Annotated in this window: 27 protein-coding genes; 13 read left to right on the top strand and 14 right to left on the bottom strand. The window is 69.2% G+C overall.

Annotated features, from left to right (window positions below; all coding sequences use genetic code 11):
• Positions 1-71: 71 nt before the first annotated feature.
• Both VPA02S_RS21985 and VPA02S_RS21990 read right to left on the bottom strand, forming a co-directional pair.
• Entirely contained in the window at positions 72-764 is a 693-nt protein-coding gene (locus VPA02S_RS21985) for a response regulator (protein WP_018906779.1), read from the bottom strand.
• Positions 761-2,350, bottom strand: a complete 1,590-nt coding sequence (locus tag VPA02S_RS21990) for an ATP-binding protein (protein WP_062365600.1) — start codon at positions 2,348-2,350, stop codon at positions 761-763. The genes VPA02S_RS21985 and VPA02S_RS21990 overlap by 4 nt, the downstream gene beginning before the upstream one ends.
• 98 nt (positions 2,351-2,448) lie before the next feature.
• Here VPA02S_RS21990 and VPA02S_RS21995 point away from each other — a divergent pair, with 98 nt between their 5' ends.
• Positions 2,449-2,784: a hypothetical protein gene (locus VPA02S_RS21995; RefSeq protein WP_015867031.1), complete on the top strand. Its 336-nt coding sequence runs from the start codon at positions 2,449-2,451 to the stop codon at positions 2,782-2,784.
• Complete coding sequence (locus VPA02S_RS22000) at positions 2,781-3,062, top strand: hypothetical protein (RefSeq protein ID WP_062365601.1); 282 nt, start codon at positions 2,781-2,783, stop codon at positions 3,060-3,062. Before VPA02S_RS21995 ends, VPA02S_RS22000 begins: the two co-directional genes overlap by 4 nt.
• On the opposite strand, the gene VPA02S_RS22005 is transcribed toward VPA02S_RS22000, so the two are convergent.
• The 3 genes from VPA02S_RS22005 to VPA02S_RS22015 form a co-directional block, all read right to left on the bottom strand.
• Complete coding sequence (locus VPA02S_RS22005) at positions 3,023-3,703, bottom strand: response regulator (RefSeq protein WP_062365602.1); 681 nt, start codon at positions 3,701-3,703, stop codon at positions 3,023-3,025. The two genes, VPA02S_RS22000 and VPA02S_RS22005, sit on opposite strands and share 40 nt — an antisense overlap.
• A 16-nt stretch (positions 3,704-3,719) precedes the next feature.
• Entirely contained in the window at positions 3,720-6,122 is a 2,403-nt protein-coding gene (gene bamA / locus VPA02S_RS22010; RefSeq protein ID WP_062365603.1) for an outer membrane protein assembly factor BamA, read from the bottom strand.
• Positions 6,123-6,197: 75 nt separating this feature from the next.
• The gene (locus VPA02S_RS22015; RefSeq protein WP_062365604.1) at positions 6,198-6,866 is read right to left on the bottom strand and encodes a nuclease-related domain-containing protein; all 669 of its coding nucleotides are present in this window, start codon (positions 6,864-6,866) and stop codon (positions 6,198-6,200) included.
• Between the two features lie 201 nt (positions 6,867-7,067).
• Here VPA02S_RS22015 and VPA02S_RS22020 point away from each other — a divergent pair, with 201 nt between their 5' ends.
• From VPA02S_RS22020 to VPA02S_RS22035, 4 genes are all read left to right on the top strand, one after another.
• Positions 7,068-8,225 (top strand): porin, encoded by a 1,158-nt coding sequence (locus VPA02S_RS22020; protein WP_062365605.1) that lies wholly within the window; start codon positions 7,068-7,070, stop codon positions 8,223-8,225.
• A 77-nt stretch (positions 8,226-8,302) separates the two neighbouring features.
• Positions 8,303-8,587 (top strand): hypothetical protein, encoded by a 285-nt coding sequence (locus VPA02S_RS22025; RefSeq protein WP_018906786.1) that lies wholly within the window; start codon positions 8,303-8,305, stop codon positions 8,585-8,587.
• A gap of 13 nt (positions 8,588-8,600) precedes the next feature.
• Complete coding sequence (locus tag VPA02S_RS22030; protein ID WP_018906787.1) at positions 8,601-9,224, top strand: ATP-binding protein; 624 nt, start codon at positions 8,601-8,603, stop codon at positions 9,222-9,224.
• Positions 9,225-9,303: 79 nt separating this feature from the next.
• Positions 9,304-9,843, top strand: coding sequence for a hypothetical protein (locus tag VPA02S_RS22035; RefSeq protein ID WP_062365606.1), 540 nt, complete (start codon positions 9,304-9,306; stop codon positions 9,841-9,843).
• A 9-nt stretch (positions 9,844-9,852) separates the two neighbouring features.
• Here the strand turns inward: VPA02S_RS22035 and ureG are convergent, their stop codons facing one another.
• The 3 genes from ureG to ureE all read right to left on the bottom strand — a co-directional run bounded on the left by ureG (position 9,853) and on the right by ureE (position 12,131).
• Positions 9,853-10,503: an urease accessory protein UreG gene (gene ureG, locus VPA02S_RS22040; protein WP_015867022.1), complete on the bottom strand. Its 651-nt coding sequence runs from the start codon at positions 10,501-10,503 to the stop codon at positions 9,853-9,855.
• Positions 10,504-10,521: 18 nt separating this feature from the next.
• Entirely contained in the window at positions 10,522-11,193 is a 672-nt protein-coding gene (locus VPA02S_RS22045; RefSeq protein WP_062365607.1) for an urease accessory protein UreF, read from the bottom strand.
• A gap of 329 nt (positions 11,194-11,522) precedes the next feature.
• Positions 11,523-12,131 carry an urease accessory protein UreE gene (gene ureE, locus VPA02S_RS22050; RefSeq protein WP_062365608.1) on the bottom strand — a complete coding sequence of 203 codons (609 nt, stop codon included), beginning with the start codon at positions 12,129-12,131 and terminating at the stop codon, positions 11,523-11,525.
• A 71-nt stretch (positions 12,132-12,202) separates the two neighbouring features.
• On the opposite strand from ureE, the gene VPA02S_RS22055 reads away from it, so the two are divergent.
• Both VPA02S_RS22055 and VPA02S_RS22060 read left to right on the top strand, forming a co-directional pair.
• Positions 12,203-12,430 (top strand): AbrB/MazE/SpoVT family DNA-binding domain-containing protein, encoded by a 228-nt coding sequence (locus VPA02S_RS22055; RefSeq protein WP_015867019.1) that lies wholly within the window; start codon positions 12,203-12,205, stop codon positions 12,428-12,430.
• On the top strand, positions 12,427-12,831 hold the full coding sequence (locus VPA02S_RS22060) for a type II toxin-antitoxin system death-on-curing family toxin (protein WP_062365609.1): 405 nt from the start codon (positions 12,427-12,429) through the stop codon (positions 12,829-12,831). The genes VPA02S_RS22055 and VPA02S_RS22060 overlap by 4 nt, the downstream gene beginning before the upstream one ends.
• Positions 12,832-12,834: 3 nt before the next feature.
• Here the strand turns inward: VPA02S_RS22060 and ureC are convergent, their stop codons facing one another.
• The 4 genes from ureC to VPA02S_RS22080 are packed head-to-tail and all read right to left on the bottom strand — an operon-like array spanning position 12,835 to position 15,801.
• A complete protein-coding gene (ureC, locus tag VPA02S_RS22065) occupies positions 12,835-14,553 on the bottom strand; it encodes an urease subunit alpha (protein WP_018906793.1) in 1,719 nt (572 codons plus the stop codon).
• Positions 14,554-14,556: 3 nt separating this feature from the next.
• On the bottom strand, positions 14,557-14,862 hold the full coding sequence (locus VPA02S_RS22070; RefSeq protein WP_062365610.1) for an urease subunit beta: 306 nt from the start codon (positions 14,860-14,862) through the stop codon (positions 14,557-14,559).
• 8 nt (positions 14,863-14,870) lie between these two features.
• Complete coding sequence (locus tag VPA02S_RS22075; RefSeq protein ID WP_062365611.1) at positions 14,871-15,470, bottom strand: HupE/UreJ family protein; 600 nt, start codon at positions 15,468-15,470, stop codon at positions 14,871-14,873.
• Positions 15,471-15,498: 28 nt separating this feature from the next.
• Positions 15,499-15,801 carry an urease subunit gamma gene (locus VPA02S_RS22080; RefSeq protein WP_018906796.1) on the bottom strand — a complete coding sequence of 101 codons (303 nt, stop codon included), beginning with the start codon at positions 15,799-15,801 and terminating at the stop codon, positions 15,499-15,501.
• Between the two features lie 103 nt (positions 15,802-15,904).
• Here VPA02S_RS22080 and VPA02S_RS22085 point away from each other — a divergent pair, with 103 nt between their 5' ends.
• From VPA02S_RS22085 to VPA02S_RS22095, 3 genes are all read left to right on the top strand, one after another.
• Positions 15,905-19,534 carry a hybrid sensor histidine kinase/response regulator gene (locus VPA02S_RS22085; protein ID WP_062365612.1) on the top strand — a complete coding sequence of 1,210 codons (3,630 nt, stop codon included), beginning with the start codon at positions 15,905-15,907 and terminating at the stop codon, positions 19,532-19,534.
• A 12-nt stretch (positions 19,535-19,546) separates the two neighbouring features.
• Positions 19,547-20,701 carry a response regulator transcription factor gene (locus VPA02S_RS22090; protein ID WP_062365613.1) on the top strand — a complete coding sequence of 385 codons (1,155 nt, stop codon included), beginning with the start codon at positions 19,547-19,549 and terminating at the stop codon, positions 20,699-20,701.
• 78 nt (positions 20,702-20,779) lie between these two features.
• Complete coding sequence (locus VPA02S_RS22095; protein WP_244883714.1) at positions 20,780-21,496, top strand: PA4824 family protein; 717 nt, start codon at positions 20,780-20,782, stop codon at positions 21,494-21,496.
• A gap of 27 nt (positions 21,497-21,523) precedes the next feature.
• Here VPA02S_RS22095 and VPA02S_RS22100 read toward each other — a convergent pair whose 3' ends face one another.
• On the bottom strand, positions 21,524-22,444 hold the full coding sequence (locus tag VPA02S_RS22100) for a LysR substrate-binding domain-containing protein (RefSeq protein WP_015867010.1): 921 nt from the start codon (positions 22,442-22,444) through the stop codon (positions 21,524-21,526).
• A gap of 100 nt (positions 22,445-22,544) precedes the next feature.
• Here VPA02S_RS22100 and VPA02S_RS22105 point away from each other — a divergent pair, with 100 nt between their 5' ends.
• Both VPA02S_RS22105 and VPA02S_RS22110 read left to right on the top strand, forming a co-directional pair.
• On the top strand, positions 22,545-23,744 hold the full coding sequence (locus VPA02S_RS22105; protein ID WP_015867009.1) for a threonine synthase: 1,200 nt from the start codon (positions 22,545-22,547) through the stop codon (positions 23,742-23,744).
• A 32-nt stretch (positions 23,745-23,776) separates the two neighbouring features.
• Positions 23,777-24,763 (top strand): tripartite tricarboxylate transporter substrate-binding protein, encoded by a 987-nt coding sequence (locus VPA02S_RS22110; protein ID WP_062365615.1) that lies wholly within the window; start codon positions 23,777-23,779, stop codon positions 24,761-24,763.
• Between the two features lie 40 nt (positions 24,764-24,803).
• On the opposite strand, the gene VPA02S_RS22115 is transcribed toward VPA02S_RS22110, so the two are convergent.
• On the bottom strand, positions 24,804-25,112 hold the full coding sequence (locus VPA02S_RS22115) for a hypothetical protein (RefSeq protein ID WP_062365616.1): 309 nt from the start codon (positions 25,110-25,112) through the stop codon (positions 24,804-24,806).
• Positions 25,113-25,289 lie beyond the last annotated feature (177 nt).

Here is a 25,289-nt window from a genome sequence, read left to right on the forward strand (position 1 = left end):
AGGGGCCCTTCAAGCAACGAAGCTGGGCTGCGGCCCCTAATCGCAAACGACGGGAGAGCGCCCACGCACGCTCAGGCCTGGGCCGGCGCCTCCCACGCAAACCCCACGCCGTAGACCGAGCGGATCCAGTCGTGCGAGGGCGTGACGGCGCCGAGCTTGCGGCGCAGGTTCTTCACGTGGCTGTCGATGGCGCGCTCCGTCACGTCCATGGTGTCGTCGTAGGCCAGCTCGAGCAGGCGGGCGCGCGAGAAGATGCGGCCCGGGTGCCGCGACAGCACCTGCAGCAGCCCGAACTCGCGGCGTGTGAGATTGAGCGGCGTGCCTTCGAGCGACGCGCGCCAGTGCACGTCGTCCAGCACCAGGCCGGACATGCCCTGGCGCGCCTGGCCGCGCTCCGCGGGCGGCTCGGTGCGCCGCAGCACGGCGCGCACGCGCGCCACCAGTTCGCGCGGCGAGAAGGGCTTGCAGACGTAGTCGTCGGCGCCCAGCTCCAGCCCGAGCAGGCGGTCGACCTCCTCGATGCGCGCGGTGAGCATGATGATCGGATGGCTGGTGTGCTCCCGCGCGCGGCGCAGCACCTCGATGCCGTCGAGACGCGGCAGCATGATGTCGAGCAGCGTGAGCTCGGGCGGCGAGGCGATGAGGTGGTCGAGCGCGCTCTGGCCGTCGGCGAAATGCGTGGTCTCGTAGCCGGCGTGGCGCAGGTAGTCCTGCACCACCGATGCGATGTCGAGCTCGTCCTCGACGATGACGATACGGGTCATGGCGACGCGCTCCTCGACAGCGGAAGGGTGATGGTCACGCGCAGTCCGCCGAGCTCCGAAGCCTGGGCGTCGATGGTGCCGCCATGGGCCTCGATGGCCGCGCGGCAGATCGACAGGCCGAGCCCGGAGCCGCCGAGCTCGCGGCTGCGCGACGACTCGCCGCGGAACAGCCGGTCGAACAGGCGCGGCAATTCCGCTTCGGCAACGCCGGGCGCGCTGTCGTCGAATTGCAGGGTCAGGTTGTTGCCCGTCCACGCCCCGTCGACCGTGGCGCCGATGCGCAGCCGGCCGCCGGCGTCGGTGTAGGCGAGCGTGTTCTCCAGCAGGTTCATGAAGACCTGGTGCAGCCGGTGCGCGTCGCCGTCGATCATCGGCTGGGCGCGCGCCGAGACACGGTCGATGGCGCTGCGGTCGACCGCGATGCCGCGCGCAGCGAACCGGTCGCGCGTGTGGTCGAGCGCTTCCTTCAGCAGCGAGAGCGGGAACACGGTGGTCGCGAGCAGGTCGTTCTGCGGCTCGCGCATGCTGCTGCGCAGGTCGTCCACCAGCTGGCCGAGGCGGATCACCTGCCGATGCAGCCGCAGCGCGGTGCGCTCGTCGAAGCTGCGCACGCCGTCCTGCAGCGCCTCTATTTCTGCGCGCATGGCGGCCAGCGGCGTGCGCAGTTCGTGGGCCGCATCGGCCAGCCAGGCGCGGCGCGAGGCCTCCACCGTGTCCAGGCGCTGCGCCATGTCGTTGAAGGTCTTGCCGAGCAGCGCAAGCTCGTCCGAGCCATGCACGGCCACGCGCGTGGACAGCCGCCCGCGCGCCACGTGCTGCGCGGCCTGCGTGAGCTCGTCGATCGGCCGGAACCAGCGCCGCGCGAGCAGCCACGACAGCATCAGCGCAAAGGCCAGCCCGCACAGGCCGGTGAGGGCGATCACGCCGGACTGGCGCGCGAGGAAGGCGCGGTCGGCCTCGCTCTCCAGGCCCTGCATCGGCGCAAGCACCAGGTAGCCGACGACCGAGCGGCCGTGGCGGATCGGCAGGCGCGCGGCATTCTCCGGGTCGACCTTGGCGCCGACCACGTGCGCACCGTGCGCGTCGACCACGCCCAGGCGCTGGAAGATCGAGTCGGCGGCTTCGCGCGGATCGGGAAAGAAGCCCAGCGGCGGTGGCGGCGGAAAGCGCCGGGGCAGCAGCTCGAGCTGGGGCGAGGGCGCAGGAGGCGGCGGGCGCGATCCGTTCTCGGGGTTGCCTTCGGGGCCGTTGCCGTTTGCGCCCGGCCCGCGGTTCTCGTACCAGGGCGGGAGCTTTCTTTCGTCGGCATTGCTGGCGCCGTCGAGCACCGCGGCGAGCCGGCCCATCTGCAGGCGCTGCCAGGCATCGTCGTTGCCCTGCAGCTTCTTCCAGTCGCCGTTGGCCGCATAGTGCTTGAGCAGCAGCTGCGAGAGCCAGTCCATGCGCCGGATCTCGATCTCGGCCACGTAGGAGCCGAGGCCGCGCTGCAGCGCCACGATGGAAAGCCCCGCGAAGCTGAGCAGCAGCACGATCAGCAAGGCGGCCAGCGCCAGGAAGATCTTCCTGGAAAGTGTCAGGCGCGGCATGGGCTCGGGGGAGGCATGGCCGCATTCTGCGGCATGCGTACGGGGCGGGAATGCGTCATGGAGGAGCGGCCGATCATGGCCGCGAATCGAGGAGGAAATTGGGAGAACCGCTCTCCCACATTTCTCCCGAATCGAACCGCACGATGCGCGCCATGAACCCGCTCACGCACCGATGCTCCCCGAAGAAGAAGGCCTGGCAGGCCCTCGTGGCCCCCGCGCTCGCATGGGCGAGTCCGGGGTACTGCGCGCCGGCGCCTTCGCCGTGGTCCTGGACCGAGCTCTGGTCCGATCCGGGGATGGACGCGCTGTTGCTGCTGCTGGCCGCGCTGTTCTGGGCGGTGGCCCATGTCTGGGCGCTGCTGGTGGTGTGGGCGGAAGCACGCGCCACCCGATCGGGCGGGACCGGCACCGCCACCGAGCCTCCGCGCACATGAGCGCCGTCTGGCACGTCCGCGCCGAGGCTGCGGAAGACCACGGGCCCATGCTGGCGCAGCGCCTCCTGGGGTTGCTGGCCGCCTGCGGCCTGGTGGTCGGCGCCGTGGTGGCGGCGAGCGGCGGATGCGTCGCGGCCGGCCGGGTCCGCGCGGGCAGCTCGGCGCTTTCCACGCTGGCGCCGATCATGGTCACCGACAGCCGCGCCGCCCGGCCGCCGCGCGAGCTCTGCGCACGCGCTCAGGCCGGCCGCTCCTCGAAGGCAAAGCCGACCCCGTAGATCGAGCGGATCCAGTCGTGCGCGGGCGATGCGGCGGCGAGCTTCCTGCGCAGGTTCTTGATGTGCCCGTCGACTGCGCGCTCGTTCACATCGAGCGCATCTGCAAACGCCGCCTCGAGCAGCGCGGAGCGCGAAAACACCCGGCCCGGCTCGCGTGACAGCGCCTGCAGCAGGTTCAGCTCGCGGCCCGTGAGCGCGAGCAGCTGTCCCTCGATCCTCACGCTGTGGGCGCTGCCGCCGAAGGCCACCGAAGGCGAGGCCATGGCGATGCGCTGGCGCTGCGCATGGCGGCGCAGCACCGTGTTCACGCGCGCCACCACTTCGCGCGGCGAGAAGGGCTTGCACACATAGTCGTCGGCGCCCAGGTCCAGGCCGCGCAGGCGGTCGGCCTCGCGCGTGCGGGCCGTCAGAACGATGATCGGATGGTCGCTGTGCGAGCGCACCTGCTCCAGCACCCGGAGGCCGCCGATGCGCGGCAGCGCGGTGTCGAGCAGCGTGAGCGCCGGCGGCGAGCTGAGGATGCGGTCGAGCACCGCGGCGCCATCGGCGATGTGCTCCACGTCGTGGCCTGCGCGCTGCAAGCCTTCGAGCAAGACGGCGGCCATCTCGCGGCCTTTTTCGGCCAGCAGGATGCGGCTCATCGAGGGGTGCTCCGCTTCAGAACGAGGTGCCGATCTGGAACTGGAAGCGCTGCGTCCGGTCCGCCGCAATGCCGTTGGCTTCGTCGAGCTTCTGGTACACGAGCGGCACCGCATAGGCCAGGCGCAGCGGGCCGAGCGGGGAAATCCAGCTGATGCCCACCCCCGCCGAGGCGCGCAGGCGGTTCTGCGCCTTCCACTGCGCGTCGGTCATGCTCGCGGTGCGCTCGGCAAACACGTTGCCGGCATCGAAGAAGGTGTACAGCCGCAGCGACCGGTCGTTGCCCGCGCCCGGGAAGGGCGTGCTGAACTCCATGTTGAAGATCGCCTTGCGCGTGCCCCCGAGCGCACCGCCCGTGACCGCATCGACCGGCCCGAGCGAGTTCTGCTCGAAGCCGCGGATCGAACCGAGCCCGCCCGCATAGAAGTTCTTGAAGATGGGGTACGTGGTGCCGCCCAGCGCCTTGGCATAGCCGAGCTGGCCGTTGACGGCCAGCGTGTACTGCTTGGACAGCGCGAAGTACTGCTGGTACTGGTAGGTGCTCTTCAGGTAGCGCAGCTCGCTGCCCACGCCCACCTCCAGGTTGGCGCTCTGCAGCCGGCCGGTGGTGGGCACCAGCGCGCTGTCGCGGTCGTCGCGTGCCCAGCCGATGGTCGCGGGAATGCCCACCATGTTCCTCGATGCGCACACCACGCTCGGCGCGGTGCCCGTGCACTGGAAGTAGTCGAGGTAGGCCTGCGGCGTGCCGGTGTAGACGTAGGAGCCGTCGACCAGCGTGTAGGCGCCGTTGGTGCCCGGCGTGAAGCTGTAGCGCTCCACGCCGATGCCCAGGTAGACCGTGTCCAGCTCCCCGAGCGGCAGCCCGAAGCGCACCGAGCCGCCATCGCTCGCGAGCTTGTAGTTGCCGTCTGCCTGGTAGTAGGGGCGGGTGGTGGTGTGGAACACATTGAAGGTGCGCGAGATGCCGCCCGGCGTGAAGTACGGGTCGGTGGCCGTGAGGGAGACGGTGCGGTTGTACGAGCTCGTGTTGACCTGCAGGCCCAGGTAGTTGCCCGTGCCGAACACGTTCTCCTGCGTGATGCCGAAGCTCAGCGAGACCTTATCGGTCGACGAGTAGCCCGCGCCGAGCTGCAGCGAACCGGTGGGCTTCTCGGTCACGTTGATCGCCAGGTCGACCAGGTCGGGCGAGCCCGGCACCTCGGTGGTCTCGATGTTCACGTCGGTGAAGAAGCCCAGGCGGTCCACGCGGTCGCGCGAGAGCTTGATCTTGTTGCCGTCGTACCAGGCGCCCTCGTACTGCCGGAACTCGCGGCGGATGACTTCGTCGCGCGTTCTTGCGTTGCCCCCGATGTTCAGGCGCCGCACGTAGGCGCGCCGCGAAGGTTCGGCCCGCAGCACCAGCGTGACGCGGTTGTTGTCGCGGTCGATCTCGGTTTCTGCCTTGACGCGTGCGAAGGCATAGCCGAAGGTGCCGAAATAGTCGGTGAAGGCCCGGGTGGTGGCGTTCACGTCTTCGCCGTTGTAGGGCTGGCCGGGGCGGATCGTCACGAGCGACTTGAACTCGTCTTCGCGGCCCAGGTAGTTGCCCGCGAGCTTGACGCCGGCCACCGCGAACTTCTGCCCTTCGGTGATGTTGACCGTGAGCGTGAGCGTCTCCCGGTCCGGCGACATGGCGACCTGCGTGGAGTCGATGCGGAACTCCAGGTAGCCGCGCGTGACGTAGAAGGAGCGCAGCGTCTCCAGGTCGCCGTTGAACTTGCTGCGCGAATACTGGTTCGACTTGGTGTACCAGCTCAGCCAGCCGCCGCTGTCCTGGTCGAACAGGTCGAGCAGGGTGCTTTCGCCGAAGGCCTGGTTGCCGACCACGCGCACTTCCTTGATGCGCACGGACTCGCCCTCGGTCACGCTGAAAGTCAGGTTGACGCGGTTGCGCTCCAGCGGCGTCACGGTGGTGACGACTTGCGCGCTGTAGAGGCTCCGGCTGATGTACTGCCGCTTGAGTTCCTGCTCCGCGCGGTCGGCCAGCGCCTTGTCGTAGGGCTGGCCCTCGGCCAGGCCCACGCTGCGCAGTGCCTTCTGGAGCGCGGCCTTGTCGAATTCCTTGGTGCCGACGAAGTCGACGTCGGCAATCGACGGGCGTTCCTCGACGATCACCACCAGCACGCTGCCGTTGATGTCGATGCGCACGTCCTTGAAGAGGCCGAGTTCGAACAGCGAGCGGATGGCTGCGCTGCCGCGCTCGTCGCTGTAGGTGTCGCCCGCCTTGATGCCGAGCGTGGCAAACACCGTTCCGGGCTCCACGCGCTGCAGGCCTTCGAGCCGGATGTCCCTGACGGTGAACGGATCGGCGGCCCAGGCGGGCGCGCAGGCGATCGAGAGAAACATGGCGGCAAGGACGCAGGCGGGCTTGGAAGGATTCATCGCCGCATGGTCCCCGCCAAAGTCGGAGAAATCTGGGATGCCCTGCGCCGCGCGGTGGCGTGCCGCAGGCGCCGCCTACTGCAGCCCGATGCCTGCCGCTGCAGCAGCGCCCGCGCCGTTCCAGCGCGTGGAGATCTGCTCGCTTCTTTCGCGGCAGTTCTGCATGTGCTCGTCGAGCGAGAGGCTGCCCTGGATGTCGAGCAGCCGCTGCGCGGTGCGGTCGATGGCGCCGGCATCCAGCAGCGGATAGGTGCGCGCGGTGCGGCCGTTGTTGCGCACCAGGCGCGCAATGTAGGGCAGGTCCTGCTGGGTGATCACGGCGGCGGGCATCACGCCTTCGAGTTCGACGCCCTCGCAGGGCAGCAGCACGAAATACTGCAGCCGCAGTTCGTCGCTCAGCAGGCTTCGCAGCTGCGTGGTCTTGCGGCCGCCCTGCCAGGCGGGGTCCTTCACCTCGCGTGCCCGGCTGCAGCCCTGCAGCCGCAGGAACCAGCGCGGCGGCGCCGCCTCCGATTTCTTGCGGTAGACGAAGGCATTGCGCCAGGCCTTGATCTCGAACAGGTAGACGCCGGTTTCGCACACCAGCACCGCATCGATCATGGCGGTGCGAACCACGCTGCCCTCGGGCATCGGGATGATCAGGTCGCGAAGAATGCGCAAATGGGAAAAGGCCGGGCTGAATGCGCTGGCGAGCTGCTGCACACCCAGCGAGGCTGCGATGGTGTTCTGCAATGCAATGGTCATGTCGGGCTCCTTCGGGTGCCGAGCATTGCGTGCCATTTGGGAGATTTCTGGTACGAGGCCTTGCAGGGCCCAGGGGCTTGGGCGTGCGCACAAACAACAGTCGATGCAAAGCCGGCTGCATCGACCAGATTCCTCCAATTTTGAACGGGACCATCCGTCCAGCTGCTCGATGAAGAGCTGCTGAAAACCGGAGAAACCTGTATGAAGAAATCCCTCACGGCACTCGCCGCGCTGGCCGTTGCCGGCCTGGCCTCTGCCCAATCGTCCGTCACGTTGTTCGGCGTCATCGATGCCGGCGTGACCTACCAGTCGGCCACCTCGCGCGACGCGGCCACAGGCCTTGCCTCCAAGCAAAGCAAGTGGAGCCTCGCCAACTCCGGCTACAACTCCAGCCGCATCGGCTTCCGTGGCACGGAAGACCTGGGCGGCGGGCTGGCCGCCAGCTTCTGGCTCGAAGCGCCGATCACCAACGATGACGGCGCCACCGGCATCTCCACCTTCAACCGCCGCTCCACCGTGAGCCTGTCGGGCAGCTTCGGCGAACTGCGGCTGGGCCGCGACTACACCGCCACCTTCTGGAACGACACGGTCTTCGATCCGTTCGGCACCAACGGCTCGGGCGCCAGCGTGATCAACACCGTGAGCGGCAGCACCGGCCTGAACAACACCAACTACGTGCGTGCGAGCAACATGGTCGGCTACTTCCTGCCGCCCAACCTCGGTGGCTTCTACGGCCAGCTGCAATACAGCCTGAACGAGAACACCCGGACCGGCGCCACCGACCTCACGGCCGCCACCAGCAGCAGCGCGGGCCGCTACGCGGGCGGGCGCTTCGGCTATGCGAACGGGCCGCTCGACGTGGCACTGGCCGTGGGCGAGAACGTTGCGGTGGACACTACCTCGCTGACCCGCAAGGTGCAGACCATCAACCTCGGCGCGTCGTACGACTTCGGCCCGGTCAAGCTGTTCGGCGAGCTGTCGAACGTGAAGAACAAGTTCGACCTGGCCGTCGGCAACAGCCACGACAGCTACAACGGCTACCTGATCGGCGCGAGCATGCCGGTGGGCGCGGGCGTGATCCGCGCGTCGTACTCGACCGTGCGCTACGACGAAGGCGCCGCGGGCATCACGGGCGAGGATCCGCGCGCGCAGAAGCTGGCCATCGGCTATGTGCACAACCTCTCGAAGCGCACGGCCCTGTACGCGACCGTGGCCCGCGTGAACAACCGCAACGATGCGGCCTACACCGGCAGCCTGAGCGCCGCGAGCACCACGGGCTACGGCAGCGCCGGCGTCAGCTACACCGGCCTGCCGCGCTCGTCCACGGGCTACGACTTCGGCATCCGGCACGCGTTCTGACGACAGGCGAGGTGCGGCGGGGCCTTGCAATGCACAGCCCCGCCGCATGTGCCCGTGAACTTGTTCATGAGGTTCGAATGACCAGAATCCACCCCTACCTGGCGGGCCTGCTCGCCGCGGCCGGCTTGTCCGGCTGCATCATGCTTCCCCCGCCGCCGCCCCATGGCCCGCTGCCCGGCTGGCACGCGGGTTTTCGCGGCGAAGCACCGCCAGGGCCGCCCATGGCCGCATGGGACGTGTGCGACGGCCAGGCCGAAGGCGCGCGTCCGGTGCTTCCGGGTCCTCGCGCCGACAGCTTGACCGGGACTTGCGAACGCGGTCCCGGTGGTGCGCTGGAGTTCCGGCCGCCGCAGGGGCGCTGAAGGCGCACGAGCCATGTATTCAAGCAACCTGGGCCTGGCCATTGCCATCGTCGTTGCACTCGGCCTGGCCGCGGTGCTGGCCTTCATCGCCTCCCTGTTCGTTGCCAACCTCAAGGCCGGCGCGCAAGCGCGCGAAATGGCCGCCGAGGCCCGCCACGAGGCCGAGCAGAAGATGCGCGAGAGCCGCATGCAGGACCTGCGGCCGCTTGTCGCGTCGCTGCGGAGTTTTGAAGATTCAGAAGGCGCGTCCGGCTGGCCGATCCGCTTCGACATCCGGGTTCCGCACGAGGTGGTGCCCGTGTTCGGCATCGAGGCCGAGCTCGAGGAACTGCTTTCGAAGATCGCGCGTTATGCGGCAAAGGTCATGTCCCCCGGCGCCACGCTGCAGGTCTCGGCGCGGGTGGAACGCGGCCAGGCCGTCATCCACTGGAGGGATCTCGATGCTTCCGATGCGAGCCCGCCGCTGGCGCGTTTTCTCGAGGCGACGCAGGCCGTCGGCCATGCCGGTGCGCGCGTGTGCGAGCGCATCGCGAGCCGCCACGGCGGGCGCATCTATGCGGCGCCGGACGCGGGCGGCGCGCTGGGCTTGACGCTGCGGCTGCCGCTGCCCGGGCGGGCGGCGTCGGCGGGAGGCTGAGTGCCGGGCCTTCGCTCGCACGATACTTGCGGCTTGCTCGCTGCCTGTGCTGGCCGCAAATTGATTCTTTCCTGTTCCGATGTCGAAGCTGCGATCCCTCGTTCCCCCGCTCTTTTTCGGTCTGCTCGTTCGCGCACTCGCCGCGAGCGCCGCAGTCTTTGCTGCCGGGGCGCTGCATGCGCAGGCGCTGCCGCCCGGCGTGCGGCTCGGCATGACGGCCGTCGAGCTGCAGGCCGCAATGCCCACGATCGAGCGCGTGCCGCGGCCGCAGCGGCTCGCGGGCCGCCTGGTCGGCGGCTGGCAGGGGGCGCCGGTCTCGATGGCGGGGCTGGTGTTCGAACCGACCTTCTTCTTTGCCGATTCGCAGCTGCGGCGCGTCGAGTACCTCGCGTCCGCATCGGCGGTGCCCGACGGCGGCGCGGCCGCGTTTGCCGAACTGCTCCGATGGGGCCGCGCGGCCTTCGGCGCCGAGCTGGCCTCGAACGATCCCGGCAGTGCCTACGCGGCGTGGACGCACGAGGATGCCGACGTGTACCTGCAGCACGTGCGCGATGCGCGCCGCGGGGGCGTGCGGCTGGTCTACAAGGCGCGGCAGCTGCGCGACGGCAGCGAACTCTGAGGGCGTGCCTCAGTCTGCGGTCAGCATGCCGCGCTTCTCGATGAACGCCACCACCTCGGCCACGCCGGTGTGGGTCTTGAGGTTGGTCATCACGTAGGGCCGCTGGCGGCGCATGCGCTGCGTGTCCTGCTCCATCACGTCGAGGTTCGCGCCGACGTAGGGCGCGAGGTCGGTCTTGTTGATGACGAACAGGTCGCTCTTGGTGATGCCGGGGCCGCCCTTGCGCGGAATCTTCTCGCCGGCCGCCACGTCGATCACGTAGATCGTCAGGTCCGACAGCTCGGGGCTGAAGGTGGCCGCGAGGTTGTCGCCGCCCGATTCGACGAACACCACGTCGGCATCGGGAAAATCCTCGAGCATGCGGTCGATGGCCTCGAGGTTGATCGACGCGTCTTCGCGGATGGCGGTGTGGGGGCAGCCGCCGGTCTCCACGCCCATGATGCGTTCGGCGGGCAGGGCGCCGGCCACGGTGAGCAGGCGCTGGTCTTCCTTGGTGTAGATGTCGTTGGTGATGGCGACGAGGTCGTACTTGTCGCGCATGGCCTTGCAGAGCATCTCGAGCAGCGTGGTCTTGCCCGAGCCGACCGGGCCGCCGATGCCCACGCGCAGTGGCGGCAGTTTCTTGGTGCGATGGGGAATGTGGTGCAGGGCGGAGGTCATGGGCGTTGTCCGGTTCGGTCAGCTTCGAAAGAGGCGCGAGTATTGTGTTTCATGCCGTGCCGACAGCACGGCCAAGAGGGGCGCAAAGGCCTGGCGCTCGTCGTCGCCAAGCTGCATGGCGCGCTCGACGGCGGCGGGAATCTCGTTGGCGAGCCGGGCCAGGATGCGCTGGCCCGCGCTCTGGCCGAGCGGCACGGCCTTGACCGCCGCGGCCACCATGTTCTCGGCCCAGCCGAAGGCAAAGGCCAGGCAGCCGTCGTGCACCGAGGCGCCGGTGCGGCTCGCGGCAAAGGCAAAGGCGACGGGATAGCTCGCGGGCAGGCCGGCAAAAACGGCAGCCGTGTCGCCGTGGTGCAGCCTGAGCCATTCGACGAAGGAGCGGCCCATCTGTTCGGTCTGCAGGAAGAACTCGGCCGATTCGCGGGTGGCCATCACCCAAGTGTTGAGTTCTCGGATGCGCACTGCGTCGCCTGCGCGCCAGGCCGGGATGGCCTGCGCCACCAGCGCGAGGTCGCCGCGCGCGAAGCTCAGGTGCAACTGGTCGGAGAGCCACTCGATGGCCTTGGCTTCCGAATCGATGCCGGCCCATTCGACGGCCGCCTCGACGCCTTCCGAATAGGAAAAACCGCCGACGGGCAGGGCGGGGGAGGCGAGCCAGATGAGCTGCAGGAGGCTGTGGGGGTCGGGCATGTCAGCTCTTTGCTGCGCGTCGTGTTGGGGGGCGCTGTTGTTCGGGGCGCGTGCACAGGCCACCGGGTACTCCCCTCCGCGAATGTCCCCCGGGGCTACGCCCCTCCTCCTTGATTTCGCTGCGGGGAGCACCCGATGCCCTGTGCACTCGGGCACGCTGCCGGTGAACCGCGATCAACGACCGTGGCTGATAACGATCACGCCGATGGGGTGCCTTGCGCAGCGAAATCAAGGGGGAGGCCGCAGGCCGGAGGACATTCGCGGAGCCGCGTACCCCGTCGGCGGGAGCGCGCCCTGAATGACGCACAACGCACCAAGCCGATCTCATTTCAGTGCGAGTGCCCATGATGGCCGTGATCGTGCGAATGATCATGGTCATCGAGCAGTTCCGGTGCGAGCACGAGCGGCTTCGCGCCTTTGCTGCTGCCATGCGCGTGGCCATGGTCGTGCGCGTGATCATGGCCGGCCCCGTGCGAATGCTCGTGCGAACCATAAGCGCCGCCCTCGGGCTCGAAGGCTTCCTCGACCGCGACGACGATCAAGTGCATCGAGCGCAGCATGTCGGCCAGCACATGGTCGGGCTCGATCTTCAGGTGGTCGGGCTTGAGCTCGATCGGCACATGCCGGTTGCCCAGGTGATAGGCCGCGCGCGTCAGGTCGAACGGCGTGCCGTGGGCCGTGCAATGCGTGATGCGCAGCACCGGCTGCGGCGCCGCGATTACGCGGACCAGCGAGCCGTCCTCGGCCACCAGCACGTCGCCGCCGCGCACGGCGGTGCCGCGCGGCAGGAACACCCCGATCTGCCGGCCCTGTGAATCGGTGGCGTCGAAACGGCTTTTCTGGCGCACGTCCCAGTCGAGCTCGATGGTGGCGGCGCGCTTGAGCAGCACGGGCGCAAGGCCGCGGCCTTGGGGCATGAGTTTGTTGGCGGTGAGCATGGTGGCTTGCGACTCCCAGTAAGGCGGAATAATATAACGCTTGTTATAACTTCGATTGAATGGAGCTTTCCATGTCCGCCCTCAAACTGACCCAGATCGGCAACTCGGTCGGAGTCATCCTGCCCAAGGAAGTGCTGGCGAGCATGAATGTCGGCAAGGGTGACACGATTTACCTGACGCAAGCCGCAGGCGGGGGGTTCACCATGACTCCGTATGACGAGGAGTTCGAGCGCCAGATGGAAGCAGCCCGCCGCATCATGAAGAAGCGGCGCAACGTGCTGCGCGAGCTCGCCAAGTGAGCGCCGCGAACGACGCCTGGGTCTGGCTCAGCCTTCAATTGATTCATGCTGTCCACGAAGAACAGCTGGCCGAGCATGGAGGTCCCGCCGGAGTACGCGACGAGGGGCTGCTCGTTTCCGCCATGGGGCGACCGCAAAACCGGGCGCTTTATGAATCGCCCGACGCGGCGGCACTGGCTGCGAGCTACGCCTTCGGGATTGCCCGCAACCATCCATTCACCGACGGCAAAAAAAGAACGGCTTTCGTCGCCATGGAAGTTTTTCTGGACCTCAATGGGTTTGAGCTTCGCGCGACCGACCACGATTGCGTGCTGACCACACTCAAGCTCGCCGCCGGCCAGCTCGAGGAAGAGGCGCTTGCGGAGTGGATCCGCGCTCATCTCGCGCCTCGGAGCAGCTGACATTTAGAACAGAAAATACCGCTGCGTCAGCGGCAGCTGCACCGCCGGATCGCAGGTCAGCAGATGCCCGTCGGCGCGCACCGCATAGGTCTGCGCATCGATCTCCATCTTCGGCGTGTAGCCGTTGTGGACCAGGTCCTTCTTGCGCACATTGCGGATGTTCTTCACCGCGCTCAGGTGCTTTGCCAGGCCGTAGCGTTCCTTGATGCCCGCGGCCAGTCCGGCCTGCGAGACGAAGGTCAGCGAGCTCCTGGCCAGCGAGCCGCCGTAGCTGCCGAACATCGGGCGGTAGTGCACCGGCTGGGGGGTGGGGATCGACGCGTTGGGGTCGCCCATGGCGGCCATGGCGATGGTGCCGCCCTTGATGAGGGTGAAGGGCTTCACGCCGAAGAAGGCGGGTTTCCAGATCACGATGTCGGCCCACTTGCCGACCTCGATCGAGCCCACCTCGTGCGCAATGCCGTGCGAGATGGCGGGGTTGATCGTGTACTTGGCCACGTAGCGCCTGGCGCGGAAGTTGTCGTTGCGCTCGTTGTCTTCGGGCAGCTTGCCGCGCTGCAGCTTCATCTTGTGCGCGGTCTGCCAGCAGCGCAGCACCACTTCGCCCACGCGGCCCATGGCTTGGCTGTCGGAGCTGAACATGCTGATCGCGCCCAGGTCGTGCAGCACGTCCTCGGCGGCGATGGTTTCCTTGCGGATGCGCGACTCGGCAAAGGCCAGGTCCTCGGCAATGCCGGCGTCCAGGTGGTGGCACACCATGAGCATGTCGACGTGCTCGTCGAGCGTGTTCACGGTGTAGGGCATGGTGGGGTTGGTGGAGGAGGGCAGGAAGTTCTCCTCGCCCACCACGCGCAGGATGTCCGGCGCATGGCCGCCGCCCGCGCCTTCGGTGTGGAAGGCGCAGATCGAGCGGCCGCCCACGGCCGCGATGGTGTTCTCGACGAAGCCCGACTCGTTGAGCGTGTCGCTGTGGATCGCCACCTGCGTGTCGGTGGCGTCGGCCACGTCCAGGCAGTTGCTGATGGCCGAAGGCGTGGTGCCCCAGTCCTCGTGCAGCTTCAGGCCCATGACGCCGGCTTCGATCTGCTCGTGCAGCGCATCCGGAAGGCTCGCATTGCCCTTGCCGAGGAAGCCCAGGTTCATCGGGAACGCATCGGCCGCCTGCAGCATCCGTTCGATGTGCCAGGGGCCGGGCGTGGCGGTGGTCGCGAAGGTGCCGGTGGCGGGGCCGGTGCCGCCGCCCAGCATGGTGGTGATGCCGGAGGCGAGCGCTTCCTCGATCTGCTGCGGGCAGATGAAGTGGATGTGGCTGTCGATGCCGCCGGCGGTGACGATATTGCCCTCGCAGCTGATGATCTCGGTGCCCGGGCCGATGACGATGTCCACGCCGGGCTGCACGTCGGGGTTGCCGGCCTTGCCGATGGCGGCGATGCGCCCGTCCTTCAAGCCGATGTCGGCCTTCACGATGCCCCAGTGGTCGAGGATCAGCGCGTTGGTCAGCACGGTATCGACGGCACCTTGGGCCCTGGTGCGCTGCGATTGCGCCATGCCATCGCGGATGGTCTTGCCGCCGCCGAACTTCACCTCTTCGCCGTAGCCGCCGGCGCGCAGCGTGTAGTCGGCCTCGACCTCGATCAGCAGGTCGGTGTCGGCGAGCCGCACGCGGTCGCCCACGGTGGGGCCGAAGATTTCTGCATAGGCGCGTCGCCCGATGGTGGCCATTTTTTAAAGTTTCCCTTGAACGAGGCCGCGAAAGCCGTAGACGATGCGATCGCCCGAAAGGTCGACCAGCTCGACCGTGCGCTGCTGGCCCGGCTCGAAGCGCACCGCGGCGCCCGAGGCGATGTTCAGCCGCATGCCGCGTGCGGCCGCGCGGTCGAAGCCGAGCGCGCCATTCGTCTCGGCAAAGTGATAGTGCGAGCCGACCTGGATCGGCCGGTCGGCGGTGTTCTGCACCACCAGCGTGAGGGTGCGGCGGCCCGGGTTGAGCGTGTGCTCGCCGTCGTCGGTGAAGAGTTCGCCAGGGATCATGGCCGGCCTCAGATGGCCTGGGCCAGCAGCGTTGCGCCCAGGCCGAGCACAGCGGCGCCGGCCACGCGTGGCAGCCAGGCGTTGGCGCGGCGCAGCGCCCAGCCGATCGCCATGCCGGCGGCGTGCAGCAGCACCGTGGCGCCGACCATGCCGGCGAGCGTGAGGGCCGCACCGTCTTCGCTGGCCAGCTCGTAGCCGTGGGCCACGCCGTGGAACACCGCGAACACGCCGACCACCGCCACGGCCACCACGGCCGGCAGATGCACGCGCGTGGCGACCAGCAGGCCCAGCACCAGCAGCGAGGCCGCGATCATCGGTTCGACGGCCGGCAGCTGCACGCCTGCGAGCCCCATCAGCCCGCCCACCAGCAGCATGCCCGCGAAGGCGAGCGGCGCCCACAGCAGATCGGGCCAGGCGCGGCGGGCGGCCAGCGCGCTCCAGAGGCCGACCGCGACCATCGCCGCCAGGTGATCGGCGCCGGTCAGCGGGTGCAGGAAGCCGGTGGCAAAGCCGTGGTGCACGCCGCCGTCGGCGCCGGTGTGGGCGCTGGCCGCGAGCGGCAGCAGCATGGCAATGAGGGCAAGCGTCTTGGAAGCGTTGTGGCGCATGGCAGGCTTTCTTGTTCCGGGGGGAGAGTCAGACGATGGGTTGGTGCACGGTGACCAGCTTGGTGCCGTCGGGAAAGGTGGCTTCCACCTGGATGTCCGGGATCATCTCGGCGATGCCGTCCATCACGTCGGCGCGGGTGAGCACGCTGCGGCCCTCGCTCATCAGCGCCGCGACGCTCTTGCCGTCGCGCGCGCCTTCCATCACGGCGGCGGAGATCAGCGCGACGGCTTCGGGGTAGTTGAGCTTCAGCCCGCGCGCCTTGCGGCGTTCGGCCAGCAGTGCTGCGGTGAAGATCAGCAGCTTGTCTTTTTCGCGCGGGGTCAGTTCCATTGGGGCGGCTTCGGGTGGCGGGAGGTCGGCCATTATTGGGCAGGCTTCGTCTTTGCAACAGTCGTGCCGGTGTTCGCCAAAAGACGTATGGATGGCACGAAAGATGCACCGAAACGGTGTGAACCCGGATGCCGCCACCCCCAGCCCCGACGACGCGCCCCAGCGCATCGTCAAGGTGCGGCGCGACTACAACAGCTGGGTGGCGAGCGAAACGCTCGAGGACTACGCGCTGCGCTACACGCCGCAGCGCTTTCGCAAGTGGTCCGAATGGCGCGTGGCCAACACGGCCTTCGGCGCGGCTTCGTTCCTGGTGCTGGAGGCCGTGGGCGCGACGCTGCTGGTGCAGTACGGCTTCGCCAACGCGTTCTGGGCCATCGTGGCGACGGGGCTCATCATCTTCCTGGCGGGCCTGCCGATCAGCGTGTATGCCGCGCGCTACGGCGTCGACATGGACCTGCTCACGCGCGGCGCGGGCTTCGGCTACATCGGCTCCACGCTCACCTCGCTGATCTACGCCTCGTTCACCTTCATCTTCTTCGCGCTCGAGGCGGCGGTGATGGCCTATGCGCTCGAACTCGCGCTGGGCGTGCCGCCGGTCTGGGGCTACCTGGTGTGCGCACTGGTGGTGATTCCGCTGGTGACGCACGGCGTCTCGGCCATCAGCCGGCTGCAGCTGTGGACCCAGCCGCTCTGGCTGGTGATGCTGGTGGTGCCCTTTGTCTTCGTGCTGGTGCGCGATCCTGGTGCGTTTGCGGGCATCGTGCACTACAACGGTGTGAGGGCCGGCGCCAAGGGCTTCGACCTGCACCTGTTTGGCGCGGCGCTGACCGTCGGCATCGCCTTGATCACCCAGATGGGGGAGCAGGCCGACTACCTGCGCTTCATGCCCGCGCGCACCGCCGCGGGCGCCCGGCGCTGGTGGGCCGGCGTGCTGGCCGGCGGGCCGGGGTGGGTGGTGCTGGGCGTGTTCAAGATGCTGGGCGGCGCGCTGCTGGCCTACTTGGCGATCACGCACATGGTGCCGGTCGAGCGCGCGGTCGATCCCAACCAGATGTACCTGGCGGCCTACGAGTACGTGTTTCCGAACTACGGCTGGGCCGTGGCCGCGACCGCGCTGTTTGTGGTGATCTCGCAGCTCAAGATCAACGTGACCAACGCCTATGCGGGCTCGCTGGCCTGGAGCAATTTCTTCTCGCGCGTGGCGCACAGCCATCCAGGGCGCGTGGTGTGGGTGGTGTTCAATGCGCTCATCGCCTTCATGCTGATGGAGATGAACGTGTTCGAGGCGCTGGGCGACGTGCTCGGCCTGTTCGCCAACATCGCGATCGCCTGGATGATGGCGGTGGTGGCCGACCTGGTCATCAACAAGCCGCTGGGCCTGTCGCCGCCGGGCATCGAGTTCAAGCGGGCGCACCTGTGGGACATCAATCCGGTGGGTGTCGGCGCGATGGCGCTGGCCTCGGTGCTGTCGATCACCGCGCACCTGGGCGTTTTCGGGCCGCTCGCGCAGGCCTTCTCGGCGCTCATTGCGCTGGGCACGGCGCTGGTGGTGTCGCCGCTGCTGGCCTGGGCGACGGGCGGCAAGTACTACCTGGCGCGGGGCTCGGCCGGCCATGGCGCGGTCGCCTTCACACCGGCCGCGGGCCCGCGCGCGGTGCGCTGGGCGCGGGTCGAGCATGCCGTGGACGAGGGCGGCGCGCAGGGCAGCTACCAGCGCCTCAAGGTGCAGCACTGCGTGATCTGCGAGCGCGAGTACGAAGGCCCCGACATGGCCCACTGCCCGGCCTACCAGGGCGCGATCTGCTCGCTGTGCTGCACGCTCGACGCGCGTTGCGGCGACCTGTGCAAGCCGCATGCGAGCCTCTCGGCGCAATGGTCGTCGGTGCTGCGCTGGCTGCTGCCGCGCTTCAGCTGGCGCTACCTCGACACCGGCCTCGGACACTTCCTGCTGCTGATGCTGATCATCGTGCCGGTGCTGGCGGTGGTGTTCGGCGTGCTCTACCAGCAGGAGCTGCGCGCATTGGGCGAGAGCGCGCTGCAGCTGGCCTCGCAGTCGGAGCTGGCCGAGGCGCTCGCCGGCGTGCAGCAGTCGGCGTTGCGCTCGGGCTTTCTCAAGGCGTACATGGCGCTGCTGGTGATTGCGGGCGTGGTGGCCTGGTGGCTGGTGCTGGCGCACCAGAGCCGGAGGGTCGCGCAGGAAGAATCGAACCGCCAGACCCATCTGCTGATGCGCGAGATCGAGCTGCACCGCGCGACCGACCGCGCATTGCAATCGGCCAAGCAGACGGCGGAGGAAGCGCGCGAAGTCGCCGAACAGGCCAAGCTCGCGGCCGAGCAGGCGCGCCGCGCCGCCGACCAGGCCAACCAGGCCAAGAGCCGCTACATCAGCGCCATCAGCCACGAGCTGCGCACGCCGCTCAACAGCATCCTGGGCTACGCGCAGCTGATGGGCGAGGACCCGTCCGTGCCGCCGCACCGCCAGCAGGCCGTGGCGGTGATCAAGCGCGGCGGCGAGCATCTGCTGTCGCTCATCGAGGGCACGCTGGCCATCGCGCACATCGAGGCCGGCAAGCTCACGCTGCATGCCCGGCCCATGCGCTTTGCCGACACCTTGCGCGAGCTGGCCGACATGTTCGAGCTGCAGGCGGCCGAGAAGGGCTTGCGGTTCCGCTTCGAGACCACCGGCAGCTTGCCCGAGCTGGTGCGCGCCGACGAGAAGCGCGTGTGCCAGATCCTCATCAACCTGCTGGGCAATGCCATCAAGTTCACGGCCGCGGGCGAGGTGAGGCTGCGGCTGTCGTATGCGCGCGAATTCGCCTCGGTCGAGATCGAGGACACCGGTCCCGGCATGACGGCCGAGGACATCGAGCGCATCTTCGAGCCCTTCACGCGCGGCGATGCGGCCGCGGCTGCGACGCCCGGCGCGGGGCTGGGCCTCACCATCGCCAAGATGCTGACCGACCTGATGGGCGGTGAGATGAAGGTGCGCAGCACGCCCGGCGAAGGCTCGCTCTTCTGCGTGCGGCTCTTCCTGCCGCGCGTGCACGACGCGGCCGGCGCCTCGGGCCGGCCGGCGCCGGTGCAGCCTGCGCGCCGCGGCTACGAAGGCCCGCGCCGGCGGCTGCTGGTGGTCGACAACGAGGAGGCCGACCGCGACCTGCTCGGCCATGTGCTGGCGCCGCTCGGCTTCGAGCTGCGCAGCGCCGCCAGCGGCCACGATGCGCTCGACCTCATTGCGGCCGGCTACCGGCCCGACGCGATGTTCGTCGACCTTGCCATGCCCGGCATCGATGGCTGGGAGACCATCCGCCGCGCACGCAGGCTCGGCCTGGCCGATGCCAGCGTGGCCATCGTCTCGGCCAATGCCTTCGACAAGGGCCTGGAGAACGACGTGGGCATTGCGCCGGAAGATTTCTTCGTCAAGCCGGTGCGCCACACGGAACTGCTCGACTGGCTCGAGCGCCGGCTCGGCCTGCGATGGACCGACACCGCCGCGAAGCCGGCGCCCGCCGCCGCGCCGCGCGCCATGCAGGCGCCGTCGCTTTCGAGGCTTCGCGCACTCGACGAAGCGGTGAGCCTGGGCTACTTTCGCGGCATCATGAACCAGCTCGACGAGATCGACGCCGACGAGCCCGAATGCATGGCCTGGACCGAGGCGCAGCGCGTGCTCGCGCGCCAGTTCCAGTTCGAGGCCATGAGCCGGGCGCTGGCGGCCGCAGCCAGCGCGGCCTGAAGAACACCTCCCATGGAAACCACACCGCTTGCAAGAACGCTGCGCGAACAGGGCGCCAACAGCGACCTGGTGCTGATCGTCGACGACGTGCCCGACAACCTTGCGGTGCTGCACGATGCGCTCGACGAATCGGGCTACACCGTCCTCATTGCCACCAACGGCGAGCAGGCGCTGCAGCGCGCCGCGCAGGCCCGCCCCGACATCGTGCTGCTCGACGCGATGATGCCGGGCATCGACGGCTTCGAGGTGGCGCGCCGGCTCAAGGCCGATGCCGCGACGGCGCACATTCCCATCGTCTTCATGACCGGCCTCACCGAGACCGAGCACCTGGTGGCCGCGCTCGAGGCCGGCGGTGTCGACTACGTCACCAAGCCGATCAAGCCCAAGGAAGTGCTGGCCCGCATGAACGTGCACCTGCAGGGCGCCCGCCGCGCGCGGCAGGACGCGCGCCAGGCCGGCCAGGCGCGCAATGCGCTCGACGCCTTCGGCTACGCGAGCATCACGGTGCGCCTGCCCGAAGGCAAGCTGATCTGGCAGACGGCGCTCGCGCGCGAGCTGCTGCAGCGCTACTGCGACACCCGCGCGCCCGAGACGCCGCCCGTGGTGCTCGAATGGCTGCGGCGCCATGCGCCCGAGGCCAGGCAGCAGGGCATCGAGCCGCCGGCGCTTTCGATCGTGCGGCCGAGCGTGGGGGCCACGCCGAGCGCCGCCGGGCCGCCCCAAGGCGCGAGCGGCCCCCTCGGGGGGCAGCGAGGACACGCAGTGCCGAGCGTGGGGGCTACGCCGAGCGCCGCCGGACAGCCCCAGGTGCCGAGCGTGGGGGCCACGCCAACCACGAGCAGCCTCAGCCTGCGGCTGCATCGGCAGACCGGGCAGGACGACGATGGCGACGAATGGATGATCGTCATGCGCGAGATTTCCGACACTGCCGTGATCGAGGCCATGAGCCTGAGCCTGAAGCTCACGGCGCGCGAGGCCGAGGTGCTCTACTGGGTGGTCAAGGGCAAGACCAACAAGGACATCGGCGAGATCCTGGGCAGCAGCCCCGCCACGGCCAAGAAGCACCTGGAGCGGGTGTACGTGAAGCTCGGCGTCGAGACCCGCACGGCCGCTGCCGGCGTGGCCATCAAGCGCATCCGCGAGCTGCAGCCGCAGTTCGAGATCTGAGAATCCGCCTTGCGGGCGCCGCGCCGCCGCGGTGACTTTGGCCATCCCTAGAATGCCGGGACTTCGGGATGACGGGCGATGAAAAAGAACAGACGCAGAACAACAACGATTCGACGACTTCGGCCGCAACCCGCCTGGCTGCCGGCGGCTGCCTGCCTGCTGGCCAGCGCGGCTGCCCAGGCCGCGGGCCATTTCGACGTGGACGATGCAGGCATGCTCGATCCGGGCCAGTGCCAGTACGAAGCCTGGTGGGGCCGCACCGGCACCGAGCCGGTGAACGGGCTGCACATCGGCCCGTCCTGCCGCGTCGGGCCGGTCGAGCTCGGGCTCGGCGCCGACCGGCTGTCGGCGCAGGGCGTGCGCTCGGTCATTGCGGGCCCGCAGCTCAAATGGAATTTCCACGGACCCGCTGCCGATGCGCCGCTGAGCGCGGCGCTGTCGCTCGGCGCCGTGTTCGACCTCAGGCGCGGCGGCCGTGCCGGCGGTCAGCTGGTGCTGCCGGTCACATGGCGGCCGGCGGACAGCCTGCAGGTCCATGCAAACCTCGGCGCCGACTGGGCCACCGGCACCGGCGCCCGCACGCCACGCGGCGGGCTGGCGGCGGAGTGGGCGCTCGATGACAAGGTTTCGCTGATCGCCGAGCGCAGCCGCGCATCGGGTGTGTGGACTTCGCGCCTCGGCGGGCGCTTCAGCCTCACGCCGCTGGTCAGCGTGGATGTGAGCGCCTCCAGGACGGGGCCCGGCGGCGTGCGCGGCTTCGTCGTGGGGCTGAACCACGAGTTCGGCTTGAAGTAGCAGGGAGAAGAGAGGAGGCGCGCGGCTTCAGCGCAGGTAGCGCTGGATGCGCTTCTCGTCCTCCGCCAGCTGCCGGCGCATGAGCGAAAGAAAGTCGCGCGCGGTGGTGGACAGCACCTTGCCCGCGGGCAGCGCCAGCACGCACGAAAAGAACACGTCGACCGAGAGGCGGCGCACGACGAGGCCGCGCTCCGCGTAGTCGAGCGCGGTGACCGGGTTGACCAGCCCCACGCCCAGGCCGCGCACGGCCATCTCGCACACGCTGGCCGCGTAGGGCGTCTGCACCATCACCCGGAGCGACGCGCCGCGCTCGGCCAGTGCGGTTTCGAGCCCGCGGTGCGAAGGGTCCTCGGGGTTCAGTGCCAGGAAGGGCACCTGCGCGAGCTGTTCGGGCTCGACGCGCTTGAAGCGCGCCAGCGCATGGCCTTGCGGCATCACGACCACGCCGGGAAAACGCGCGAAGGTCGAGTGATCGATGCCTTCGAGCGGCAGTTCATCGGCCATCAGGCCGAAGTCGGAGACGCCCTTGGCCACGCGGTCGCGCACGTCCTTGGAACTGAGCACCTGCAGCGACACCTGCGGCCAGGGGTTGTCGCCGCGCTGCGCCTTCAGGCGTTCCAGTGCGCGCGGCATGAAGCCCAGGCCGAAGGCCGGATAGCAGCTGAGCTCGAGCTGGTTGGTGCCGAAGTCGCGCAGGCTGCGCATGCGGTGCTCGATCGCCTCCATGCCGATGAAGACGCGTTCCACCTCGCTCCACAGCGCCTGCGCCTCGGGCGTGGGCACCAGCCGCCCGCCGGTGCGCTGGAACAGCAGCATGCCGGCCTGCGCTTCGAGCCGCTTGAGCGACTGGCTGATGGCGGGCTGCGTCACATGCAGCAGCGCCGCGGCCTTGCGGGTGGAGCCGGCGCGCATCAGGGCCCGGAACGTCTCTATTTCGGCGAAGCGCATCGATAAGTTTTCTTATCGCTTGAGTATTTCAAGCTAGATGATTTTATTTGCAGATGCCTAAGATTTCGGCACGACTTCCCCCAGCCAAGACCCCCTGAACATGCCTGCGCCCGTCATCCACTTCAAGCTCGCCTCGGCTTCCGAGCCGTCCGGCACCGCGCGACCCCGTCCGCCGCGCCCGCTGAAAAACCCCCGCCTGCAGGGTTTTCGGTGCCTGCGCTGCGATGCCCCCTATCCGCTGACGCTGGCGAACGACGGCTGCCCGGCCTGCCGCGGCATGGGCGTCCATGTCGGGCTGCACGCGAGCTACCTGCCGGGCGGCGACAGCCCCGTGCCCATGCCCTACGCGCCGGGCTTCACGCTGGGCGAGGGCGGCACGCCGCTGCTCGACATGCCGGAATTGGCGCACGAATTCGGCGTGGCGCGGCTCGCGCTCAAGGACGAATCGTGCAACCCCACGGGCTCCCACAAGGACCGCATGACCGCGGTGGGCGTGGCCCAGGCGCTGGACTTCGGCGCCCACACGCTGGTGCTGGCCTCATCGGGCAATGCCGCGGTCTCGGCGGCGCACTATGCATGGGCTGCGGGGCTGGGCTGCGAAGTGGCCACTTACGAAGGCCTGCCCGCCGCCTACGCGCGGCAGCTCGATGCGCTGGGCGCGCGGCGCCACGCCTTTGCCGACAACGCCGGCCGCTGGGCCTTCGTGCGCGAGCGCTCGCAGCATCCGGGCTATTTCGCGCTGACCAATTACCGCCTGCCCGCCCTGGGCAGCGCGCCGCTCGCGATCGAGGGCTACAAGCCCATCGCCCTGGAGTGCCTGGCCGAGGGCGGCCTGCCCGACCACCTCGTGATTCCCACGGCGCGCGGCGACCTGGCCTGGGGCATCTACGCGGGCTTTCGAGACCTGCTGGCCGCCGGGCGCATTTCGCGGCTGCCGCGGCTCTGGCTGGTGGAGCCTTTTGCGCGCCTCTCGCGCGTGCTGGCCGGCGGGGCGCTCGACGGCGCATATCCCGGCCACACCGCGCAGTTTTCCACCGCCGGCTCCACCGTGACCTTCCTGCAGTGGCAGGCGGCCGTCGCCTCGGGCGGCGGCGCGGTGGTGGTGGGCGACGAGCAGGCCCGCGCGGCCCGGCAAAAGCTCACGGCGGCCGGCGTGAGCGCCGAACTGTGCGCGGCGGCCGGGCTCGACGCGCTGCGCCAGCTGCGCGAGGGCAACGCGATTGCCGCCGACGCCCACGTGGTGCTGATGCTCACCGCCAACGCCTCGCGCGACCCGAGCTGGCCCGACCGGGCCGCCTGAACCTCCGAAGCACCACAGAAGGAATCGAAACCATGCACGCAATGCAACGCCGCGCCTTCCTGGCTGCCGGTTCGGCCGCCGCCCTGTTTGCCGCCACCGCGCAGCGCGCCTGGGCGGCCTTTCCCGACAAGCCCATCAAGCTGATCGTGCCCTGGGCCGCCGGCGGCAGCACCGACGCCATTGCCCGCGCCATGGCGCAGCGCATGAGCCAGACGATCGGCAGCTCGGTCATCGTGGACAACCGGCCCGGCGCCGCCGGCCAGATCGGCACCGAGGCGGCGGCCAAGGCCGCGCCCGACGGCTACACGCTGGCCATCGTCGAGCTGCCGCACGCCATTGCGCCCGCGGTGACGGCGCGGCTGCCCTACGACCTGCTGCGCGACTTCACGCCGGTGACGATGATCGGCACCTCGCCGCTCGTGTTCTTCGCGGGCATGGACAACGACAGCCGCGATTTCAAGACCTTCGTCAAGACCGCGGCCGCGCGGCCGATGCCGCCGGCCATCGCGCACAGCGGCGCCGGCACGGTGAGCCACCTGGCGGCCGAACTGCTGGCGAGCCGCACCGGCATCAGGTTCAACATGGTTCCCTATCGCGGCTCGGCGCCGGCGCTCACCGACGTGGCGGCGGGCACGGTGGCCGGGCACTTCGCCACGCTGGCCAGCGGCTCCAGCCTGCTGGGCGCCAACCGGATCCGACCGCTGCTGGTGACGAGCGCACAGCGCGTGGCCATTCCGGGGCTCAAGGAAGTGCCCGCGCTGGCGGAGAGCGGGCTCAAGGGCATGGAGATCGACCAGTGGTGGGCGCTGGTGGCGCCGGCCACCACGCCGCTGGAGCTGATCGAGCGGCTGCGGCGCGAGGCGATCGCGGCGCTGGACCATGCGTCGGTGAAGGAGCGCATGGCGGTGCTCGGCGTGCAGCTGAAGGGTTCCACCACGGGCGAGCTGCGGGCCTTCATGCGCTCGGAGGCCGAGCGCTGGCAGAAGGTGGCGCACGGCATCGGGCTGCAGCCGCAATAGGCGCGGCCGCCTGGCCGTTCGAGGGGACGGCTTTTCTTGCTCAGCGCCCGGACTGCACCTTGATCCGGATCGTGTTCACGTCCCAGCCCTTGCTGCGCAGCCGCGTGACCAGCATCGGCGACAGCTGGCGCAGCTTGGCCGCCGCCGCGCTGCCGTTGACCAGCAGGCACCACACATCGCCCTCGGCCGGGCCGGCCTGCACGGCCGGGCGCATGGCCGGCGGGATCAGCCCCTCGACCGCCCGCAGCCGTTCGTTCGCGTCGCGCGCACGGGCGATCAGGCTCGCCAGGGTGGGCGAACCTTCGGCGGCCTGCTGCAGCGTGAAGGGGGGGACGGAGCGGCGATTCATGGGTAATCCGGAGGGTGGAACAAGGGCAGCTAAAATGCCCGGTTTGCCGACGCTTGCGCCGGCAGATCCGGTCTGGAGCCGCTTGCCTTCTTCGGAGCTTGCATTCGAAGAAGATGCGCCCAACTGCTTTCACCATATCTTAGGGAATCCGGTCGCAGTGCCTGCCTGGTCAGGTGC

Origin of the sequence: Variovorax paradoxus NBRC 15149 (assembly GCF_001591365.1) — a bacterium.
GTDB classification, from domain to species: Bacteria; Pseudomonadota; Gammaproteobacteria; order Burkholderiales; family Burkholderiaceae_C; genus Variovorax; species Variovorax paradoxus.

Coding starts and splice junctions, on each gene's coding strand:
- VPA02S_RS21985 (WP_018906779.1), bottom strand. CDS start 764: ATGACCCGTATCGTCATCGTCGAGGACGAGCTCGACATCGCATCGGTG.
- VPA02S_RS21990 (WP_062365600.1), bottom strand. CDS start 2,350: ATGCCGCGCCTGACACTTTCCAGGAAGATCTTCCTGGCGCTGGCCGCC.
- VPA02S_RS22000 (WP_062365601.1), top strand. CDS start 2,781: ATGAGCGCCGTCTGGCACGTCCGCGCCGAGGCTGCGGAAGACCACGGG.
- VPA02S_RS22005 (WP_062365602.1), bottom strand. CDS start 3,703: ATGAGCCGCATCCTGCTGGCCGAAAAAGGCCGCGAGATGGCCGCCGTC.
- bamA (WP_062365603.1), bottom strand. CDS start 6,122: ATGAATCCTTCCAAGCCCGCCTGCGTCCTTGCCGCCATGTTTCTCTCG.
- VPA02S_RS22015 (WP_062365604.1), bottom strand. CDS start 6,866: ATGACCATTGCATTGCAGAACACCATCGCAGCCTCGCTGGGTGTGCAG.
- VPA02S_RS22020 (WP_062365605.1), top strand. CDS start 7,068: ATGAAGAAATCCCTCACGGCACTCGCCGCGCTGGCCGTTGCCGGCCTG.
- VPA02S_RS22025 (WP_018906786.1), top strand. CDS start 8,303: ATGACCAGAATCCACCCCTACCTGGCGGGCCTGCTCGCCGCGGCCGGC.
- VPA02S_RS22030 (WP_018906787.1), top strand. CDS start 8,601: ATGTATTCAAGCAACCTGGGCCTGGCCATTGCCATCGTCGTTGCACTC.
- VPA02S_RS22035 (WP_062365606.1), top strand. CDS start 9,304: ATGTCGAAGCTGCGATCCCTCGTTCCCCCGCTCTTTTTCGGTCTGCTC.
- ureG (WP_015867022.1), bottom strand. CDS start 10,503: ATGACCTCCGCCCTGCACCACATTCCCCATCGCACCAAGAAACTGCCG.
- VPA02S_RS22045 (WP_062365607.1), bottom strand. CDS start 11,193: ATGCCCGACCCCCACAGCCTCCTGCAGCTCATCTGGCTCGCCTCCCCC.
- ureE (WP_062365608.1), bottom strand. CDS start 12,131: ATGCTCACCGCCAACAAACTCATGCCCCAAGGCCGCGGCCTTGCGCCC.
- VPA02S_RS22055 (WP_015867019.1), top strand. CDS start 12,203: ATGTCCGCCCTCAAACTGACCCAGATCGGCAACTCGGTCGGAGTCATC.
- ureC (WP_018906793.1), bottom strand. CDS start 14,553: ATGGCCACCATCGGGCGACGCGCCTATGCAGAAATCTTCGGCCCCACC.
- VPA02S_RS22070 (WP_062365610.1), bottom strand. CDS start 14,862: ATGATCCCTGGCGAACTCTTCACCGACGACGGCGAGCACACGCTCAAC.
- VPA02S_RS22075 (WP_062365611.1), bottom strand. CDS start 15,470: ATGCGCCACAACGCTTCCAAGACGCTTGCCCTCATTGCCATGCTGCTG.
- VPA02S_RS22080 (WP_018906796.1), bottom strand. CDS start 15,801: ATGGAACTGACCCCGCGCGAAAAAGACAAGCTGCTGATCTTCACCGCA.
- VPA02S_RS22085 (WP_062365612.1), top strand. CDS start 15,905: ATGCACCGAAACGGTGTGAACCCGGATGCCGCCACCCCCAGCCCCGAC.
- VPA02S_RS22090 (WP_062365613.1), top strand. CDS start 19,547: ATGGAAACCACACCGCTTGCAAGAACGCTGCGCGAACAGGGCGCCAAC.
- VPA02S_RS22095 (WP_244883714.1), top strand. CDS start 20,780: ATGAAAAAGAACAGACGCAGAACAACAACGATTCGACGACTTCGGCCG.
- VPA02S_RS22100 (WP_015867010.1), bottom strand. CDS start 22,444: ATGCGCTTCGCCGAAATAGAGACGTTCCGGGCCCTGATGCGCGCCGGC.
- VPA02S_RS22105 (WP_015867009.1), top strand. CDS start 22,545: ATGCCTGCGCCCGTCATCCACTTCAAGCTCGCCTCGGCTTCCGAGCCG.
- VPA02S_RS22110 (WP_062365615.1), top strand. CDS start 23,777: ATGCACGCAATGCAACGCCGCGCCTTCCTGGCTGCCGGTTCGGCCGCC.
- VPA02S_RS22115 (WP_062365616.1), bottom strand. CDS start 25,112: ATGAATCGCCGCTCCGTCCCCCCCTTCACGCTGCAGCAGGCCGCCGAA.